12 protein-coding genes are annotated in these 13,386 nt (G+C 69.1%); 4 read left to right on the top strand and 8 right to left on the bottom strand.

Annotation, left to right across the window (positions count from 1 at the left end; translation table 11 throughout):
- Positions 1-28: 28 nt before the first annotated feature.
- The 4 genes from HMF7854_RS14100 to HMF7854_RS14085 all read right to left on the bottom strand — a co-directional run bounded on the left by HMF7854_RS14100 (position 29) and on the right by HMF7854_RS14085 (position 6,626).
- The gene (locus HMF7854_RS14100; protein ID WP_126719779.1) at positions 29-1,756 is read right to left on the bottom strand and encodes a M28 family metallopeptidase; all 1,728 of its coding nucleotides are present in this window, start codon (positions 1,754-1,756) and stop codon (positions 29-31) included.
- Between the two features lie 83 nt (positions 1,757-1,839).
- Positions 1,840-3,903, bottom strand: a complete 2,064-nt coding sequence (locus tag HMF7854_RS14095) for a prolyl oligopeptidase family serine peptidase (RefSeq protein ID WP_420822367.1) — start codon at positions 3,901-3,903, stop codon at positions 1,840-1,842.
- Positions 3,904-3,983: 80 nt separating this feature from the next.
- Positions 3,984-6,320 (bottom strand): ATP-dependent Clp protease ATP-binding subunit ClpA, encoded by a 2,337-nt coding sequence (gene clpA, locus HMF7854_RS14090; protein ID WP_126719778.1) that lies wholly within the window; start codon positions 6,318-6,320, stop codon positions 3,984-3,986.
- Between the two features lie 105 nt (positions 6,321-6,425).
- Positions 6,426-6,626: a DUF1192 domain-containing protein gene (locus tag HMF7854_RS14085; protein WP_126719777.1), complete on the bottom strand. Its 201-nt coding sequence runs from the start codon at positions 6,624-6,626 to the stop codon at positions 6,426-6,428.
- A gap of 71 nt (positions 6,627-6,697) precedes the next feature.
- Between HMF7854_RS14085 and HMF7854_RS14080 the strand changes: the two genes are divergently transcribed.
- On the top strand, positions 6,698-7,672 hold the full coding sequence (locus HMF7854_RS14080; protein ID WP_126720250.1) for an NAD(P)H-quinone oxidoreductase: 975 nt from the start codon (positions 6,698-6,700) through the stop codon (positions 7,670-7,672).
- Here HMF7854_RS14080 and HMF7854_RS14075 read toward each other — a convergent pair.
- From HMF7854_RS14075 to HMF7854_RS14065, 3 genes are all read right to left on the bottom strand, one after another.
- Positions 7,669-8,094 (bottom strand): RES family NAD+ phosphorylase, encoded by a 426-nt coding sequence (locus tag HMF7854_RS14075; protein ID WP_126719776.1) that lies wholly within the window; start codon positions 8,092-8,094, stop codon positions 7,669-7,671. The two genes, HMF7854_RS14080 and HMF7854_RS14075, sit on opposite strands and share 4 nt — an antisense overlap.
- 4 nt (positions 8,095-8,098) lie before the next feature.
- Positions 8,099-8,506 (bottom strand): type II RES/Xre toxin-antitoxin system antitoxin, encoded by a 408-nt coding sequence (gene parS / locus HMF7854_RS14070; protein ID WP_126719775.1) that lies wholly within the window; start codon positions 8,504-8,506, stop codon positions 8,099-8,101.
- A gap of 206 nt (positions 8,507-8,712) precedes the next feature.
- Complete coding sequence (locus HMF7854_RS14065; protein WP_126719774.1) at positions 8,713-9,516, bottom strand: SapC family protein; 804 nt, start codon at positions 9,514-9,516, stop codon at positions 8,713-8,715.
- A 214-nt stretch (positions 9,517-9,730) separates the two neighbouring features.
- On the opposite strand from HMF7854_RS14065, the gene HMF7854_RS14060 reads away from it, so the two are divergent.
- Both HMF7854_RS14060 and HMF7854_RS14055 read left to right on the top strand, forming a co-directional pair.
- Positions 9,731-10,126: a hypothetical protein gene (locus HMF7854_RS14060; RefSeq protein WP_126719773.1), complete on the top strand. Its 396-nt coding sequence runs from the start codon at positions 9,731-9,733 to the stop codon at positions 10,124-10,126.
- Positions 10,127-10,219: 93 nt separating this feature from the next.
- On the top strand, positions 10,220-11,554 hold the full coding sequence (locus HMF7854_RS14055) for a DEAD/DEAH box helicase (RefSeq protein WP_126719772.1): 1,335 nt from the start codon (positions 10,220-10,222) through the stop codon (positions 11,552-11,554).
- A 10-nt stretch (positions 11,555-11,564) separates the two neighbouring features.
- Here HMF7854_RS14055 and HMF7854_RS14050 read toward each other — a convergent pair whose 3' ends face one another.
- Positions 11,565-12,959 (bottom strand): protein adenylyltransferase SelO family protein, encoded by a 1,395-nt coding sequence (locus HMF7854_RS14050; protein ID WP_126719771.1) that lies wholly within the window; start codon positions 12,957-12,959, stop codon positions 11,565-11,567.
- Positions 12,960-13,009: 50 nt separating this feature from the next.
- Between HMF7854_RS14050 and HMF7854_RS14045 the strand changes: the two genes are divergently transcribed.
- On the top strand, positions 13,010-13,369 hold the full coding sequence (locus tag HMF7854_RS14045; RefSeq protein ID WP_126719770.1) for an MmcQ/YjbR family DNA-binding protein: 360 nt from the start codon (positions 13,010-13,012) through the stop codon (positions 13,367-13,369).
- Positions 13,370-13,386 lie beyond the last annotated feature (17 nt).

The following is a 13,386-nucleotide window of genomic DNA, read 5'->3' as shown; positions in this document are numbered from 1 at the left end:
GCAGGTGCCCGCGACCACCCGCTGCTTCCTAGCCGCGCTCGCCGCGGGTCGGCGCAGGCGCGGAAGCCGGCATCGCAGACGGCGCCGGCACCGCATTTCCGCCTTGGCCACGCGCCGCCGCGCTGCGGTCGCGGGCGGCGCGGAACTCGCTGTCGGCGCTCCAGTTCGGCCACTCGGTCGAATTGGCGAGCCGAAGCCCGACCCGGTGCAGCAGCGTCGCGTCGGCGACCATCCCGCTGAAGTCCCAGCTGGGCGAGAACTCGTCCGCCGGCTGGTGGTAGCGCAGGGTCGTATATTCCTTCGCCAGCGCTTCGCCCCGCGCCGTCCCGCCGTTCACCAGGTCGAGTCCGGAGCGGAAGGAGATTGCCGGGATGCCGACCTTCGCCATCGAGAAATGGTCCGAGCGGTAGAAGCCGCCGCTTTCCGGGTGCGGGTCGGGGGTGAAGCGGCGGTTCAGCCGTGCGCCTTCCGCCACCAGGTCGTCGAGCAGCCCGAGCTTGGCGGTGCCCGAGATGGAGAAGTCACGCGCCGGCCCGTTCACCCCCATCGAGTCGGTGTTGATCACGCCAACCGTCTTGGCGGGGTCGTAGAGCGGGTGCTGGGCGTAATATTCGGAGCCGAGCAGTCCCTTCTCCTCGGCGGTGACGGCGAGGAAGACGAGGCTGCGGTCGGGCCGCGGTTCGCGCGCGAAGGCACGGGCCTGCTCGATCAGCTGGCTGATCCCGGTCGCGTTGTCGACTGCGCCATTGTAGATCCGGTCGCCGCGCGCATCCGGCAGGCCGATGCCGAGATGGTCCCAGTGTCCCGAATAGATCACCGTCTCGTCCGGCCGGCGCTTGCCGGGCAGCAGCCCGACGGCGTTCTGCGAGGCGATCACCTTGGCGGTCGCATCGGCGCTGACGGTCGCGGCCGCCTTGAGGTCGACCGGCTGAAAGCTGCGCAGCTTCGCCGTCGCCTTGAGCTGGTCGAAGTTCAGCCCGGCGTCGGCGAAGATGCGGCGCGCGGTGTCGAGCTGGATCCAGCTCTCGAACGGCGTGTGGCTCGCCGCCGGATTGTCGCGGACGATGTCGAACATCGTGTTGGTGTTCGAATTCTTGACCGTGTTCCAGCCATAGCTTGCGGGCGCCGTTTCGTGGACGATCATCACCCCGGCCGCGCCGCGCCGGGCGGCTTCCTCATATTTGTAGGTCCAGCGGCCGTAGTAGGTCATCGCCTTGCCGCCGAACTGTCCGTCGCCGCCCTCGAAGTCGGGGTCGTTGACCAGCACGACGAGGATCTTGCCGCGGACGTTCTGGCCCTTGAAGTCGTCCCACTGCCGCTCGGGCGCGGAGACTCCGTAGCCGACGAAGACGAGCGGCGCGTTGGCGAGGCGGATCTGCTGCTGCCCGTTCATCGGCGAGCGCACCGCGATGTCGGTTCCCTGCGCCAGCGCCAGCGAGCCCCGCGCCGCCCGCACCGTCACCGTCGGCGTGCCGGTCAGGTCGGACTGGAGCAGCGGGACCTTCTGGACCCAGCCGCGCTGCCCGTTCACCGGGTCGCCACCCGGCTGGAGTCCCGCGGCGCGGAACTGCTCGACGATATAGTTGACGGTCTTGGTTTCGGCCGGTGTCGCGACGCCGCGACCCTCGAAGGCATCGGAGCCGAGCGTCTGCACGTGCCGGGACAGGCGCGCCGGGTCGAACAGGCCGGCGGTCTGGGCCGACGCGGCGGAGAGCGGGAGGAGCAGGGCGGAGGCGAGGAGCAGGGACTTGTTCACGGGTCGTGACGGCCTTCATGCAGCGACTGGAGGCGTATCCCTACCGCTCTCACACTCCTGACGGAAGCGCCTGATCCTCCGCGCTATTTCGCCGCCGTCCGAGTCGCCGCCGAGCCGTTCCGATAGCGGTCGAACCAGGCGATGATCGCGCTTGCCTTGGCCGCCGCCTGACTGGGCCGCGCCGCGATCCCGCCATGGCTCGCGCCCGGCACCTTGATGAAGGCCGTCGGCACGCCGCGCAGCTGCAGCGCTTCGTAATATTGTTCGGCCTCGCTGTCGGGGGTGCGATAATCCTCGCTTCCGACCACCACCGCGGTCGGTGTCTTCACATTCCCGACCAGGCTCAGCGGCGAGCGCGCCCAATAGCCCTGCGGATCCTCCCACGGCTTCTTGGCGAACCAGTAGGGCGAGTAGAAGTTTGCCCCGTCCGAGGTCAGCGCGAAGCTCGACCAGTTGATCACCGGCTTCTGGGTCACCGCCGCCTTGAAGCGATCGGTCTTGCCGACGATCCACGCGGTCAGCACGCCGCCGCCCGACCCGCCGGTCACGAACAGATTGTCGGGGTCGACGTTGCCGCCCGCGATCGCCGCGTCGACCGCGCTCATCAGGTCGTCATAGTCGTGGCCGGGATAGGCCTTGTCGATGAGGTTGGCGAAATCCTCCCCGTAGGAGGTTGAGCCGCGCGGGTTGGTGTAGAGCACCGCGTAGCCGGCCGCCGCGTAGAGCTGGTCGTCGGTCGAGAAGCTCGGCCCATAGGCGCTGAACGGCCCGCCGTGGATCTCCAGGATCATCGGGTAGCGCCGCCCCGGCTGGGCGTCGGGCGGCATCACCAGCCAGGCGTCGATCGGCCGCCGGTCGAAGCTGGAGGAAACCGGCAGCTTGGTCACCGCGCCGAGCTGCTTCAACCCGAGCGAGCTCGAGTTAAGGCTGGTCAGCCGCCGTACCGCGCCGTCGCCGCGGGCAAGCCCGAGGTCGGACGGGTGGAGCGGGTCGCCTACGGTCACCGCCACCGCGCCGCCCCGCGACACGCTGAACTCGCCGCCCGAGTAGGGCCGGTCGAGCCCACCGCCGGTCAGCCCGGTGGCGACCGTCTGCATTCGCCCGTCCAGCCCGACCCGCGCCACGCGCTTGCTGCCATGGTCGTCGTAGCTGACGTAAAGGCTGCGCCCGTCGGCCGCCCAGCGCGGGTTCTCGACCGAGCGGTCGAGGCTTCCGGTCAGCAGCTGCTTGCCCGACCCGTCGAGGTTCATCACCGACAGCCGCGCATTCTGGTAGCCGAGCTGGCGGTCGTCGAAGCCGATCCACGCCACCTTGCGCCCGTCCGGCGAGACCACCGGCGCGGTATCGGGCCCGCGCCGGTCGGTCAGCGCGGCCGGCGCGCCGCCGTCGATCGAGATGCGGTAGATCTCGCTCTCGAGCGGCTGGTGCGCCCAGTCCTTTCCGAGGTTGGCGGCAAAGACAATCGAGCGACCGTCGGCGGTCCAGCTCACCGGCCCGCCCGCGTCGGTCGCGCCATAGGTCAGCTGGCGCGGCGCCCCGCCGTCCGCCGGCACCCAGAACAGCTGCGAATAGCCGGCCTTCAGATAGCCTTCGTCATCGGTGCGATAGGTGACCGCGGTGATCACCTGCAGCGGGTCGGCCCATCTCGCCCCCTCGGGCTTGGCCGGCGCGCTGCCGAGCTTCGGCCCGTCGTCGGGCACGAACATGGTGTAGGCGATGCGCTTCCCGTCAGGCGACCAGGCCAGCGCGCCGGGCGAGTTGGGGAGGCCGGTGATCCGCGCGTCGGCACTGCTCGCCACCCAGCGGACGAACATCTGCGCGCCGCCGTCGCTCGGCGCGACATAGGCGATACGGGTGCCGTCGGGCGACCAGCGCGGGCTCGCCCCGGCGCTCATCGGCCGCTGCTGGCCGGACGCGGTGTCGACCAGCCAGATGGTCGAGCGGGTCCGGTCGGTCATGATGTCGTTGGAGCGGCGGACATAGGCGATCGTCCGCCCGTCCGGGCTGATCTGCGGGTCGCTTGCCCACTCCAGCCCGAACAGGTCCGCCCCGGTCAGGTAGCGGGACGGTCCGCTCGCCGGCTCCGCCTGGAGCGGGGCAGCGGCGAGGATGACGGTCGACAGAAGGACGCGGGCGATGGCTCTCACGGAAAAACGGCTCCCCTGAAACAGAGGAGCCGTTGTTTCCCGGACGGTCGAGGCGGCGCAAGCCCGCTTCGACGAGCGACCTATTCCGCCGCCGGGGCCTCGCCGTCGGCCTTCTTGCGCACCGCCTTGCCCTTGGGCTTGGTCGCCTTGGGCGGGGCGGGGACGATCTCGAAGACCGGCTGGTTCTCCTTGATCCGCACCTTGACCTCGCCGCCGTTGACCAGCTTGCCGAACAGCAGTTCCTCGGCCAGCGGCTGCTTGATCTTCTCTTGGACGAGCCGGCCCATCGGCCGAGCGCCGTAGAGCTTGTCGTAGCCGCGGGCGGTCAGCCACTCGCGCGCCTCGTCGTCGAGATCGATGTGCACCCCGCGGTCCGCGAGCTGAAGCTCGAGCTGCAGGATGAACTTGTCGACCACCCGCGCGACCACCGCCGGAGGCAGGTAGCCGAACGGCACCACCGCATCGAGCCGGTTGCGGAACTCCGGCGTGAACATCTTGCGGATGGCGTCCTCTTGGACGTCCTCCCGGCTCATCGCGCCAAACCCGATGCTCTCCCGCGCCATGTCGGACGCGCCGGCATTGGTGGTCATGATCAGGATCGTGTTGCGGAAGTCCACGGTCTTGCCGTGATGGTCGGTGAGCTTCCCGTTGTCCATCACCTGCAGCAGGATGTTGAACAGATCGGGATGCGCCTTCTCGATCTCGTCGAGCAGGAGCACGCTGTGCGGCTGCTGGTCGACCGCGTCGGTCAGCAGGCCGCCCTGGTCGTAGCCGACATAGCCCGGAGGCGCGCCGATCAGCCGGCTGACCGAATGGCGCTCCATATATTCCGACATGTCGAAGCGCTGCAGCGGGATGCCCATGACGCTCGCTAGCTGGCGGGCCACCTCGGTCTTGCCGACGCCAGTCGGGCCCGAGAAGAGGTAGTTGCCGATCGGCTTGTCGGGATCGCGCAGGCCAGCCCGGCTGAGCTTGATGGCCGAGGCCAGCTTCTCGATCGCGAGGTCCTGCCCGAAGACGACGCGCTTCAGGTCGGACTCGAGATGCTCGAGCACCTTCTTGTCGTCGCTGCTGACGCTCTTCGGCGGGATCCGCGCCATGGTCGCGACCACGGCCTCGACCTCCTTGGTCGTGATCACCTTCTTTCGCTTGTTCGGCGGCACCAGCATCTGCATCGCGCCGACCTCGTCGATCACGTCGATCGCCTTGTCCGGTAGCTTGCGGTCATGGATGTAGCGCGCGCTCAGCTCCACCGCCGACTTGATCGCGTCGGGGGTGTAGCGGACCGAGTGGTGCTGCTCGAACGAGGAGCGCAGCCCCGAGATGATCTTGATCGTGTCCTCGATCGTCGGCTCGTTGACGTCGATCTTCTGGAAGCGCCGGAGCAGCGCCCGGTCCTTCTCGAAGTGGTTGCGGAACTCCTTGTAGGTGGTCGACCCGACGCAGCGGATCGCCCCGCTCGACAGCGCAGGCTTCAGGAGGTTGGACGCGTCCATCGCCCCGCCGCTGGTCGCGCCGGCGCCGATCACCGTGTGGATCTCGTCGATGAAGAGGATCGCGTGCGGCATCTTCTCCAGCTCGGAGACGACGCTCTTCAGCCGCTCCTCGAAGTCGCCGCGGTAGCGGGTGCCGGCCAGCAGCGCGCCCATGTCGAGCGCGTAAATGACCGCTTCCTTGAGCACTTCGGGCACGTCGCCCTCGATGATCTTGCGCGCGAGCCCTTCGGCGATCGCCGTCTTGCCGACGCCCGGATCGCCCACGTAGAGCGGGTTGTTCTTGGACCGGCGGCAGAGAATCTGGATGGTCCGGTCGACCTCGGCCATCCGCCCGATCAGCGGGTCGACCTTGCCGGCCTTGGCCTTCTCGTTGAGGTCGACGGTGAACTGCTTGAGCGCGCTCTCCTTCGACTTGTCGCTGCTCGACGCCTTCTCGGCCTTCTCCTCGCTGGCACCCTCGGCCCGCGCTTCGGTCGGGGTCTCGCCCTTGCCGACGCCGTGGCTGATGTAGGTCACCGCATCCAGCCGGCTCATGTCCTGCTGCTGGAGGAAGTAGACGGCATAGCTCTCGCGCTCGGAGAAGAGCGCGACCAGCACGTTGGCGCCGGTCACCTCGTCCCGGCCCGAGGACTGGACGTGGAGGATGGCGCGCTGGACCACGCGCTGGAAGCCGCTCGTCGGGGTCGGGTCGGTGCCGCTGTCGGCGACCAGCGCGCCGAGCTCGCCGTCGAGGTACTGCTTGACGGTCGCCTTTAGCTCGTCGCGGTTGACCCCGCAGGCGGTCATCACCTTGGCCGCGTGGGCATCGTCGATGAGCGCCATTAGCAGGTGTTCGAGGGTGGCATATTCATGTCGCCGCCGGCCTGCCTCGCTCAGGGCATTGTGCAGCGTCTGTTCTAGTTCGCGAGCGAAACTGGGCATTGCTTACTCCTCGTCCGCGGCGGGGAACGCCCGCGGAACTTACAATGAATGTTGTAGGGGTCCGGCTCCCGCGCAAGGCTGGAGCGGTCAATAATTCGCGGCGAACTATCGCTTGGAGAACAGCGCATCGGCGTTGGCGCGATACGTCGCCGCCTTGTTCCGGTGAGCCTCCACCCGGGCGATCTCGGCCTGCAGCGCGGCGACCCGCGCGTCCAGCTCGTCGAGCGAGAGCGGGTCTAGATCCTGCCGCGCCAGTGCCGCCAGCGGCTCCTCCGGTTTCCCCGGGAACAGATCGTCGAGGTCCATGTCCGACAACGTTGACCCTCGCCCCGCTGCTGTCAATAAGCGCGGCCGTGAACGGACCGACTCCTGCGACGATGGTCGCTATCGATCCCGCCGGGCCCGGCGGACCTGACGTCCTCGTTGCCGTCGAGCGGCCGGTTCCCACCCCAGGGCCTGGCGAATTGCTGGTCCGCGTCGCCGCCGCGGGGGTCAATCGCCCCGACGTGCTGCAGCGCCAGGGCGCCTACCCGCCGCCGGCCGGTGCGCCGTCGATCCCCGGGCTGGAGATTGCCGGCAGCGTCGTCTCCTGCGGCGCGGGCGTCACCATGCTCCCCGGCACCAAGGTCTGCGCCCTGGTCGGCGGTGGCGGCTACGCGCAATATTGCGTCGCTCCGGCGGGAACCTGCCTGCCGGTACCGTCCGGCCTCAGCCTCGAGGAAGCCGCGGCGCTGCCCGAGACGCTGTTCACCGTGTGGAGCAACGTCTTCGAGCGCGCCTACGCAAGCGAGGGCGAGACCATCCTCGTCCACGGCGGCACCAGCGGGATCGGCACCACAGCCATCCTCCTCGGCAAGCTGTTCGGGCTGCGCGTCATCGTCACCTGCGGCGGGGCGGAGAAGTGCCGCCGCGCCGAGGAGATCGGGGCCGACCACGCGATCGACTACAAGGCCACCGACTTCGTTTCCGAGGTCAAGCAGCTCACCGAGGGGCGGGGGGTCGAGATCGTCCTCGACATGGTCGGCGGCGACTATCTCCCCCGCAACATGCAATGCATGGCCGACGATGGCCGGCACGTCTCGATCGCCGTCCAGCGCGGCCCGCGGGCGGAGGTCCCGATCGTCGAACTGATGCGCCGGCGCCTGACCCTGACCGGCTCGACCCTTCGACCGCGCTCGCTCGAGTTCAAGTCGATGGTCGCGGAGGAGATCCGCCAGACCGTCTGGCCGCTGGTCACCGAGGGGCGGCTGAAGCCGGTGATGGACCGCAGCTTTCCCCTCGCCGAGGCGGCGGCCGCCCATGCCCGGATGGAAGCGGGCGATCATGTCGGCAAGATCGTCCTGATCGCCTAGCGGGCGAGCCGCGAGTCCCAGTTCCAGCGGCGCGCCTCGACCAGCCGGAGCCCGCGGGCGTCCGGGTGCGCCGGGTTGATCAGCCAGTTGAAGCTGCGCGGCGCAACCGCCGCCGGGACCTTGGCGAGCAGCGTGCCCGCTTCCTCCAGCCAGGCGCTGCCCCAGCGCTGACTCTCGGAATCGTCGGGCAGCTCGCCGCTCCATTCGGTCTGGCCGGCACCCTCCGGCACCTCGATCTCGAGCAGCTGGAAGCGGGTCGGCAGTCCGCCCGTCTCGAACCGGACCAGTGCCTCCAGCAGGGCCAGCGCCGGGGCCTCGGCGGTATAGATGACTGGCCGCCCGCGCCGGTGCCAGCGACCCGCGCTCAGCAACCCGCCGGCGCCGTCGAGCGCCGTGAACTCGCTGATCCGCCAGACGATCACGCGCTCAGGCGAAGAAACCGTGCTTGAGCCGCAGCAGCTGGTCTTCGACCACGCGGCCGCCCGCCTCCGTCTTCAGCAGGTCGAACGCCGCCGCCTCGTCGAACGCGCGCTTGGGGGCGGACAGCCAGCCGACCGCCGAGGCGCGGTCGTCGAAGATCGATTCGGCGAGGTCGAGGACCCGCATCAGCCGCGCCAGCCGGTCGCTTTCCTCGGCGGTCAGCCGCTCGTTCGACTGGAGCCGACGCTCCAGCGTCCGGCGGGGCGCGATCATCCGCGACAGTTCGGCGGGCCCGAGCTCGTAGGTACGCATGAGGACGCGCAGCATCTTCACCGGCAGTCCCTGCTCGATCGCTCGGGCGCGGGCCGGCGTGGCTGCCTGGGGCAGGTCCTCCAGCGAGAGACTCGTTGCCATTTGTCGTATCTAGCACCGCCAAATGCCAAATTCAACGCAAAAAAGAGGCCACCCTCGAGTTCGAGGGTGGCCAAGGTCAGGGAGGAACGCACCCGTGGGCACGTTACCGGCACATCGCGAAGGGGGGGACGCGATCACCGGTGCTGGAATGAGATGGGGAGCCTCGCGAAGACTTCAAGGTCTTTTTTCGCGAGGCTCCAACGGCCTCAGAATTGCGACTGGAACTGCCCCGCTGGCGCCGGGGTGGGGGCGGGGCCAGTCCCCTGCTGGACCTGGCGCGCGAACACCTCGCGGATCTGGGCCAGGCTGAACAGGTGGGCGAAGATCAGCGCCAGGCTGCCGCTCTGGTTCATCTTGCGCAGCTCGTCGCCGCGAAGCTCGCGCAGCTTCTCCTCGTCGACCATCTGGAAGCCGCGATAGATGAACGGCTGGTCGGAGCCCTCCGGCTGGATCGCCACCTCGCCGTCCATCAGCAGCCCCGACTTGCGCAGCTCGTCCATGAACAGCTGGGTGCGCTGGCCGGCCGCCTCGAACTGCTCGCAGAACTGCAGGATCGCCTGCGTCGCGTTGCTCGGCGCGCCATTGTCGAACAGCGCCTCGCCGTCCTCGAAGTCGCCGACCGCGCCCGACGACGGGTCGAAGCAGAGCGACAGCTCGTCGCTGTCCGGCCGCAGGCGGGCCAGCATGAAGGGATAGCGGCGGATGTAGGCCGGCAGGTAGATGCTGGCGCTGGGATCGCGCAGGCGACCCTGCTGGTCGAGGAACGTGTTGATCCCCTCGTTCAGCCCCATCAGCGCCAGCGGCACCGGATCGTCGCCGGCCGAGAAGATGATCGGGTAGAAGCGCTGGACCAGCGCGAACTCGTCGGTGGTCACCGGGATCGCGTGCGCCTGGCCGATCTGCGGGGCAGAGTCGATCGTGCGGACATGCGCCTTGCCGTGGACCTCGGTGTTGAGCGGCTCGAGCTCTTGGTAGAACAGGGGCAGGCCGGGATTGGGCGCAGTCGCCATGAACATCGTCTCCTGGGACGGCGCTCGAGCGTGCCCGTGGGCGGCAGCGAGCAGCCGGAATCTTGCGAACGCGCGCCTCTATTCGCTGGCAGGCGCGAGTGCAAGCGTGCCCAGTTCATGGGGAGTTCAACGGACGGTCAGGATAGGGCATCATCGATCTCGTGCTGGCGGCGAAACCTTCTTGAGCTTTTCCTCTTTTCTTCACGCGCTCGCGATGCTGGTCGGCATTGGCGGCGCCGAGCCGCAGGCGGTGGCCGTCACTCGGATCATCGAGCACGACGAGATCACGCTCAGGATCCCGGTGCAGCCGCGGCCGATGGGGCCCCTGGTCCAGTTCGTCGAACGGCCCGGCCCCCGCTGCATTCAGCCCAACGATATCGTCGGGGCCGCGCTCGGGGGTGCCAACAGCGTCGACTTCCTCCTTCGCGGGCGGCGGCGGATGCGCGCCGAGGTCGACGAGGATTGCGACGGGCTCGATTTCTACGGCGGCTTCTATGTCCAGCCGGAGGGCGGCCGCATCTGCGCCGGGGTGGACGAGATCCGCAGCCGCATGGGCGGATCCTGCCGGATCGAGGCGTTCCACCAGATCGTCCCCCGCCTCGTCCGCTAGGGGATCCCGTTTCTTGACTTTTGCGGGCGCGCGCGGCAGGGCCGGAACCCGGCCGCGGAGCACCGGTGCCCGCGCCTTTTTTCCGGATTTTTCATGAGCTTTGCCGATCTCGGCCTTTCCGACGAGTTGCTTCGCGCCGTTACTGACAGCGGCTACAACGATCCCACGCCGATTCAGCGGGCGGCGATCCCCTCGGTCCTGATGGGGAAGGACCTGGTCGGCATCGCCCAGACCGGGACCGGCAAGACCGCCGCCTTCGTGCTGCCGATGATCGACATCCTCGGCCATGGGCGCAGCCGCGCCCGGATGCCGCGCTCATTGATTCTCGAGCCGACCCGCGAGCTCGCCGCGCAGGTGGCCGAAAATTTCGAGAAATACGGCAAATACCACAAGCTCTCCATGGCCCTGCTGATCGGCGGCGTGCAGATGGGTGACCAGGTCAAGGCGCTGGAGAAGGGCGTCGACGTCCTCATTGCCACGCCCGGCCGGCTGATGGACCTGTTCCAGCGCGGCAAGATCCTGCTCACCGGCTGCGACCTGCTGGTGATCGACGAGGCCGACCGCATGCTCGACATGGGGTTCATCCCCGACATCGAGGAAATCGCCTCCAAGCTCCCGAAGAACCGGCAGACCCTGCTCTTCTCGGCGACCATGCCGCCGCCGATCCAGAAGCTCGCCGCCAAGTTCCTCTCGGATCCCAAGCGGGTCGAGGTCGCGCGCCCGGCCACCGCCAACACCAACATCGAGCAGCGCCTCGTCCCGGTCCGCGCTGACAAGAAGCGCGACCGGCTGCGCGAACTGCTGCGTGGCGAGGACGTCCGGACCGCGATCATCTTCTGCAACCGGAAGACGACCGTGCGCGATCTTGCCTCCAGCCTGAAGCGGCACGGCTTCCGCGTCGGCCAGATCCATGGCGACATGGAGCAGTCGGACCGGCTCGCCGAGCTCGACCGGTTCAAGCAGGACGAGATCAACATCCTCGTCGCCAGCGACGTCGCCGCGCGCGGTCTCGACATCAAGGGCGTCAGCCACGTCTTCAACGTCGACGTGCCGTGGCAGCCCGATGACTATGTCCACCGGATCGGCCGCACCGGCCGGGCGGGGGCGACCGGTATCGCGATCACGCTGGCCGCGCCCGACGAGGCCGAGCAGGTCGCGGCAATCGAGAAGCTGACGGGCATGAAGATCCCGCGCGCCGAGCCGGAGCCGACGGCCGCCGAGCCGGAACCCCGTGCCGCGCCGGAACGCCCGGCAAGCCGCCGCCCCGAGCGGCGCGACCGTTCCGAGCGGCGCGATCGTCCCGAGCGCTCGCGCGAGCCGGCGAGGCCGGTCGAGGCGGAACCGGAAGGCACCGCCGCGCCCGCCGACGACGCGGTCGCGAGCTGGAATGGCCCGCTGCCGAGCTTCCTTTCCGTCAGCGCGGTCTGACGGCCAGGCGTCAGCCGCCCGCGCTCGCCTCCGGTTCCGGCGAGCGCATCGCGTCGCCCATCCGGCGGATGGCGGCGATCTTCGCCTCGAAGCGCGACCAGTCGTCATGCTCGGCGATCGGCGCCCAAATCGCTTCCACTTCCTCGATTCCCAGCGAGCAGGGCTGCTCCTCGGCCCAGTAGGGGTCCGCCGGCGCCCGGGCGACTTCGCCGGTCAGCGCGGCGAGATGGCGGAACGGCTCGCCCGGATAGCGCTCCGCCCCGGGATCGCGGCCGCCGCGCCAGTCGAAGAAGAAGCGGTCGATCGCCACCGGCTGGCCTTCCAGGCAGGCGAGCACGGCCGCGGCGATCTGCTGGCCGTGGGCATCGTCGCGTGGGACGACCCCCAGCCGCGCGACGAGCGCGTCGATCAGCGCATCGCCGAAGTCGCCGCCCCATTCCTGAAGCTCGGCCGCCAGCGGCTGGGCCTCGCCGACCAGCGCGAGACAGCCAGCCAGCTGCGCCAGGTCCCAGTGGATGGCTTCCGGCTGCCGCCCGAACGCATAAAGCCCGGTCTCGTCGAAATAGGCGGCGGTGAACCCCGGCTCCCAGCGCGGCGTGAACCGCCACGGCCCATAGTCGAAGCTCTCGCCGGAGATCGCGATATTGTCGCTGTTGAGAACGCCATGGACGAACCCTGCCGCCAGGTAGGAAGCAGCGAGCTTGGCGGTCGCGATGGCGACCTTCTGGAACAGCCGGGCAACGTTCTCCGCATCGTCCGCGACCGGCTCCTCGCCATACAGCTGCTTCAGGCAGTAGCGGGTGAGACGGGCGATGCTGTCCGCGTCGGAATGGTAGGCGAGGCGCTGGAAGGAGCCGATCCGGACATGGCCATGGCCCAACCGCGTCAGCACCGCGGAGCGGGTCGGGGAGGGCTCGTCGCCGCGGACGAGGCTTTCGCCGGTCTCGAACAGGGCGAAGCTCTTCGACGTGTTGACCCCGAGCGCCTCCAGCATCTCGGTCGCCAGCACCTCGCGCACCCCGCCCTTGAGCGTCAGCCGACCGTCGCCGAACCGCGACCAGGGCGTCTGGCCGGAGCCCTTGGTGCCGAGGTCGAGCAGCCGGCCCTCGGAGTCGCGGGTCTGCGCGAACAGGAAGCCGCGGCCGTCGCCGATGTCCGGGTTGTACACGCGGAACTGGTGCCCGTGGTAGCGGAGCGCCAGCGGTCGCGGCAGGTTGCCCGGAAGGGGTTCGAAGCGGCAGAAATGGGCTTCCCACCAGGCCTCGTCGCCGCCCAGCCCGATCCGCTCCGCCCACCGCCGGTTGAGGAAGCGGGGGATCGCGGCGGGGAAGGCGGCCGGCTCCACCGCGTCGTAGAACTCATCGCCCAGGGACGAAATCTGCGGGTCGGGACGGTAATCGGTCATCGCAACGCCAAAGCTGGAGCGGGCGCGCCGGTTCCGCTAGTCCCTTGCGCATGTTCGAAGCGGTCGACCGGTTGTTCGCCTTGGGGCTCACCTGGCCGGCGGTCACCCGCAAGTCGCCCTGGCCCGGCCACGACGACCTCGCGGTCAACGGCAAGACCTTTGCCTATCTCCCTGCGCGCGACGGCCCGTTCCGCTTCATCTTCAAGCTTCCCTACACCGGCAGCGAGGTGCTGGACCGGCCGGACTCGGAGCTGCCTGGATATGGGCTGGGCCGGGCCGGTTGGGTGACCATCCGCCCGTCGGCCGATGCGATGCCCAGCTTCGAGCAGCTGTGCGAATGGATGGAGGAGAGCTACCGGGCGCAGGCGCCGCGCCGTCTGGTCAAGATGCTTGACGCCGAGGGCGAGTGACGGCCACTGGCTTGAAC

The organism is Sphingomonas ginkgonis (genome assembly GCF_003970925.1).
Lineage (GTDB): Bacteria > Pseudomonadota > Alphaproteobacteria > Sphingomonadales > Sphingomonadaceae > Sphingomicrobium > Sphingomicrobium ginkgonis.
Note: the sequence above shows the minus strand (reverse complement) of the source record. Positions and strands in the feature narration are given on the sequence as shown.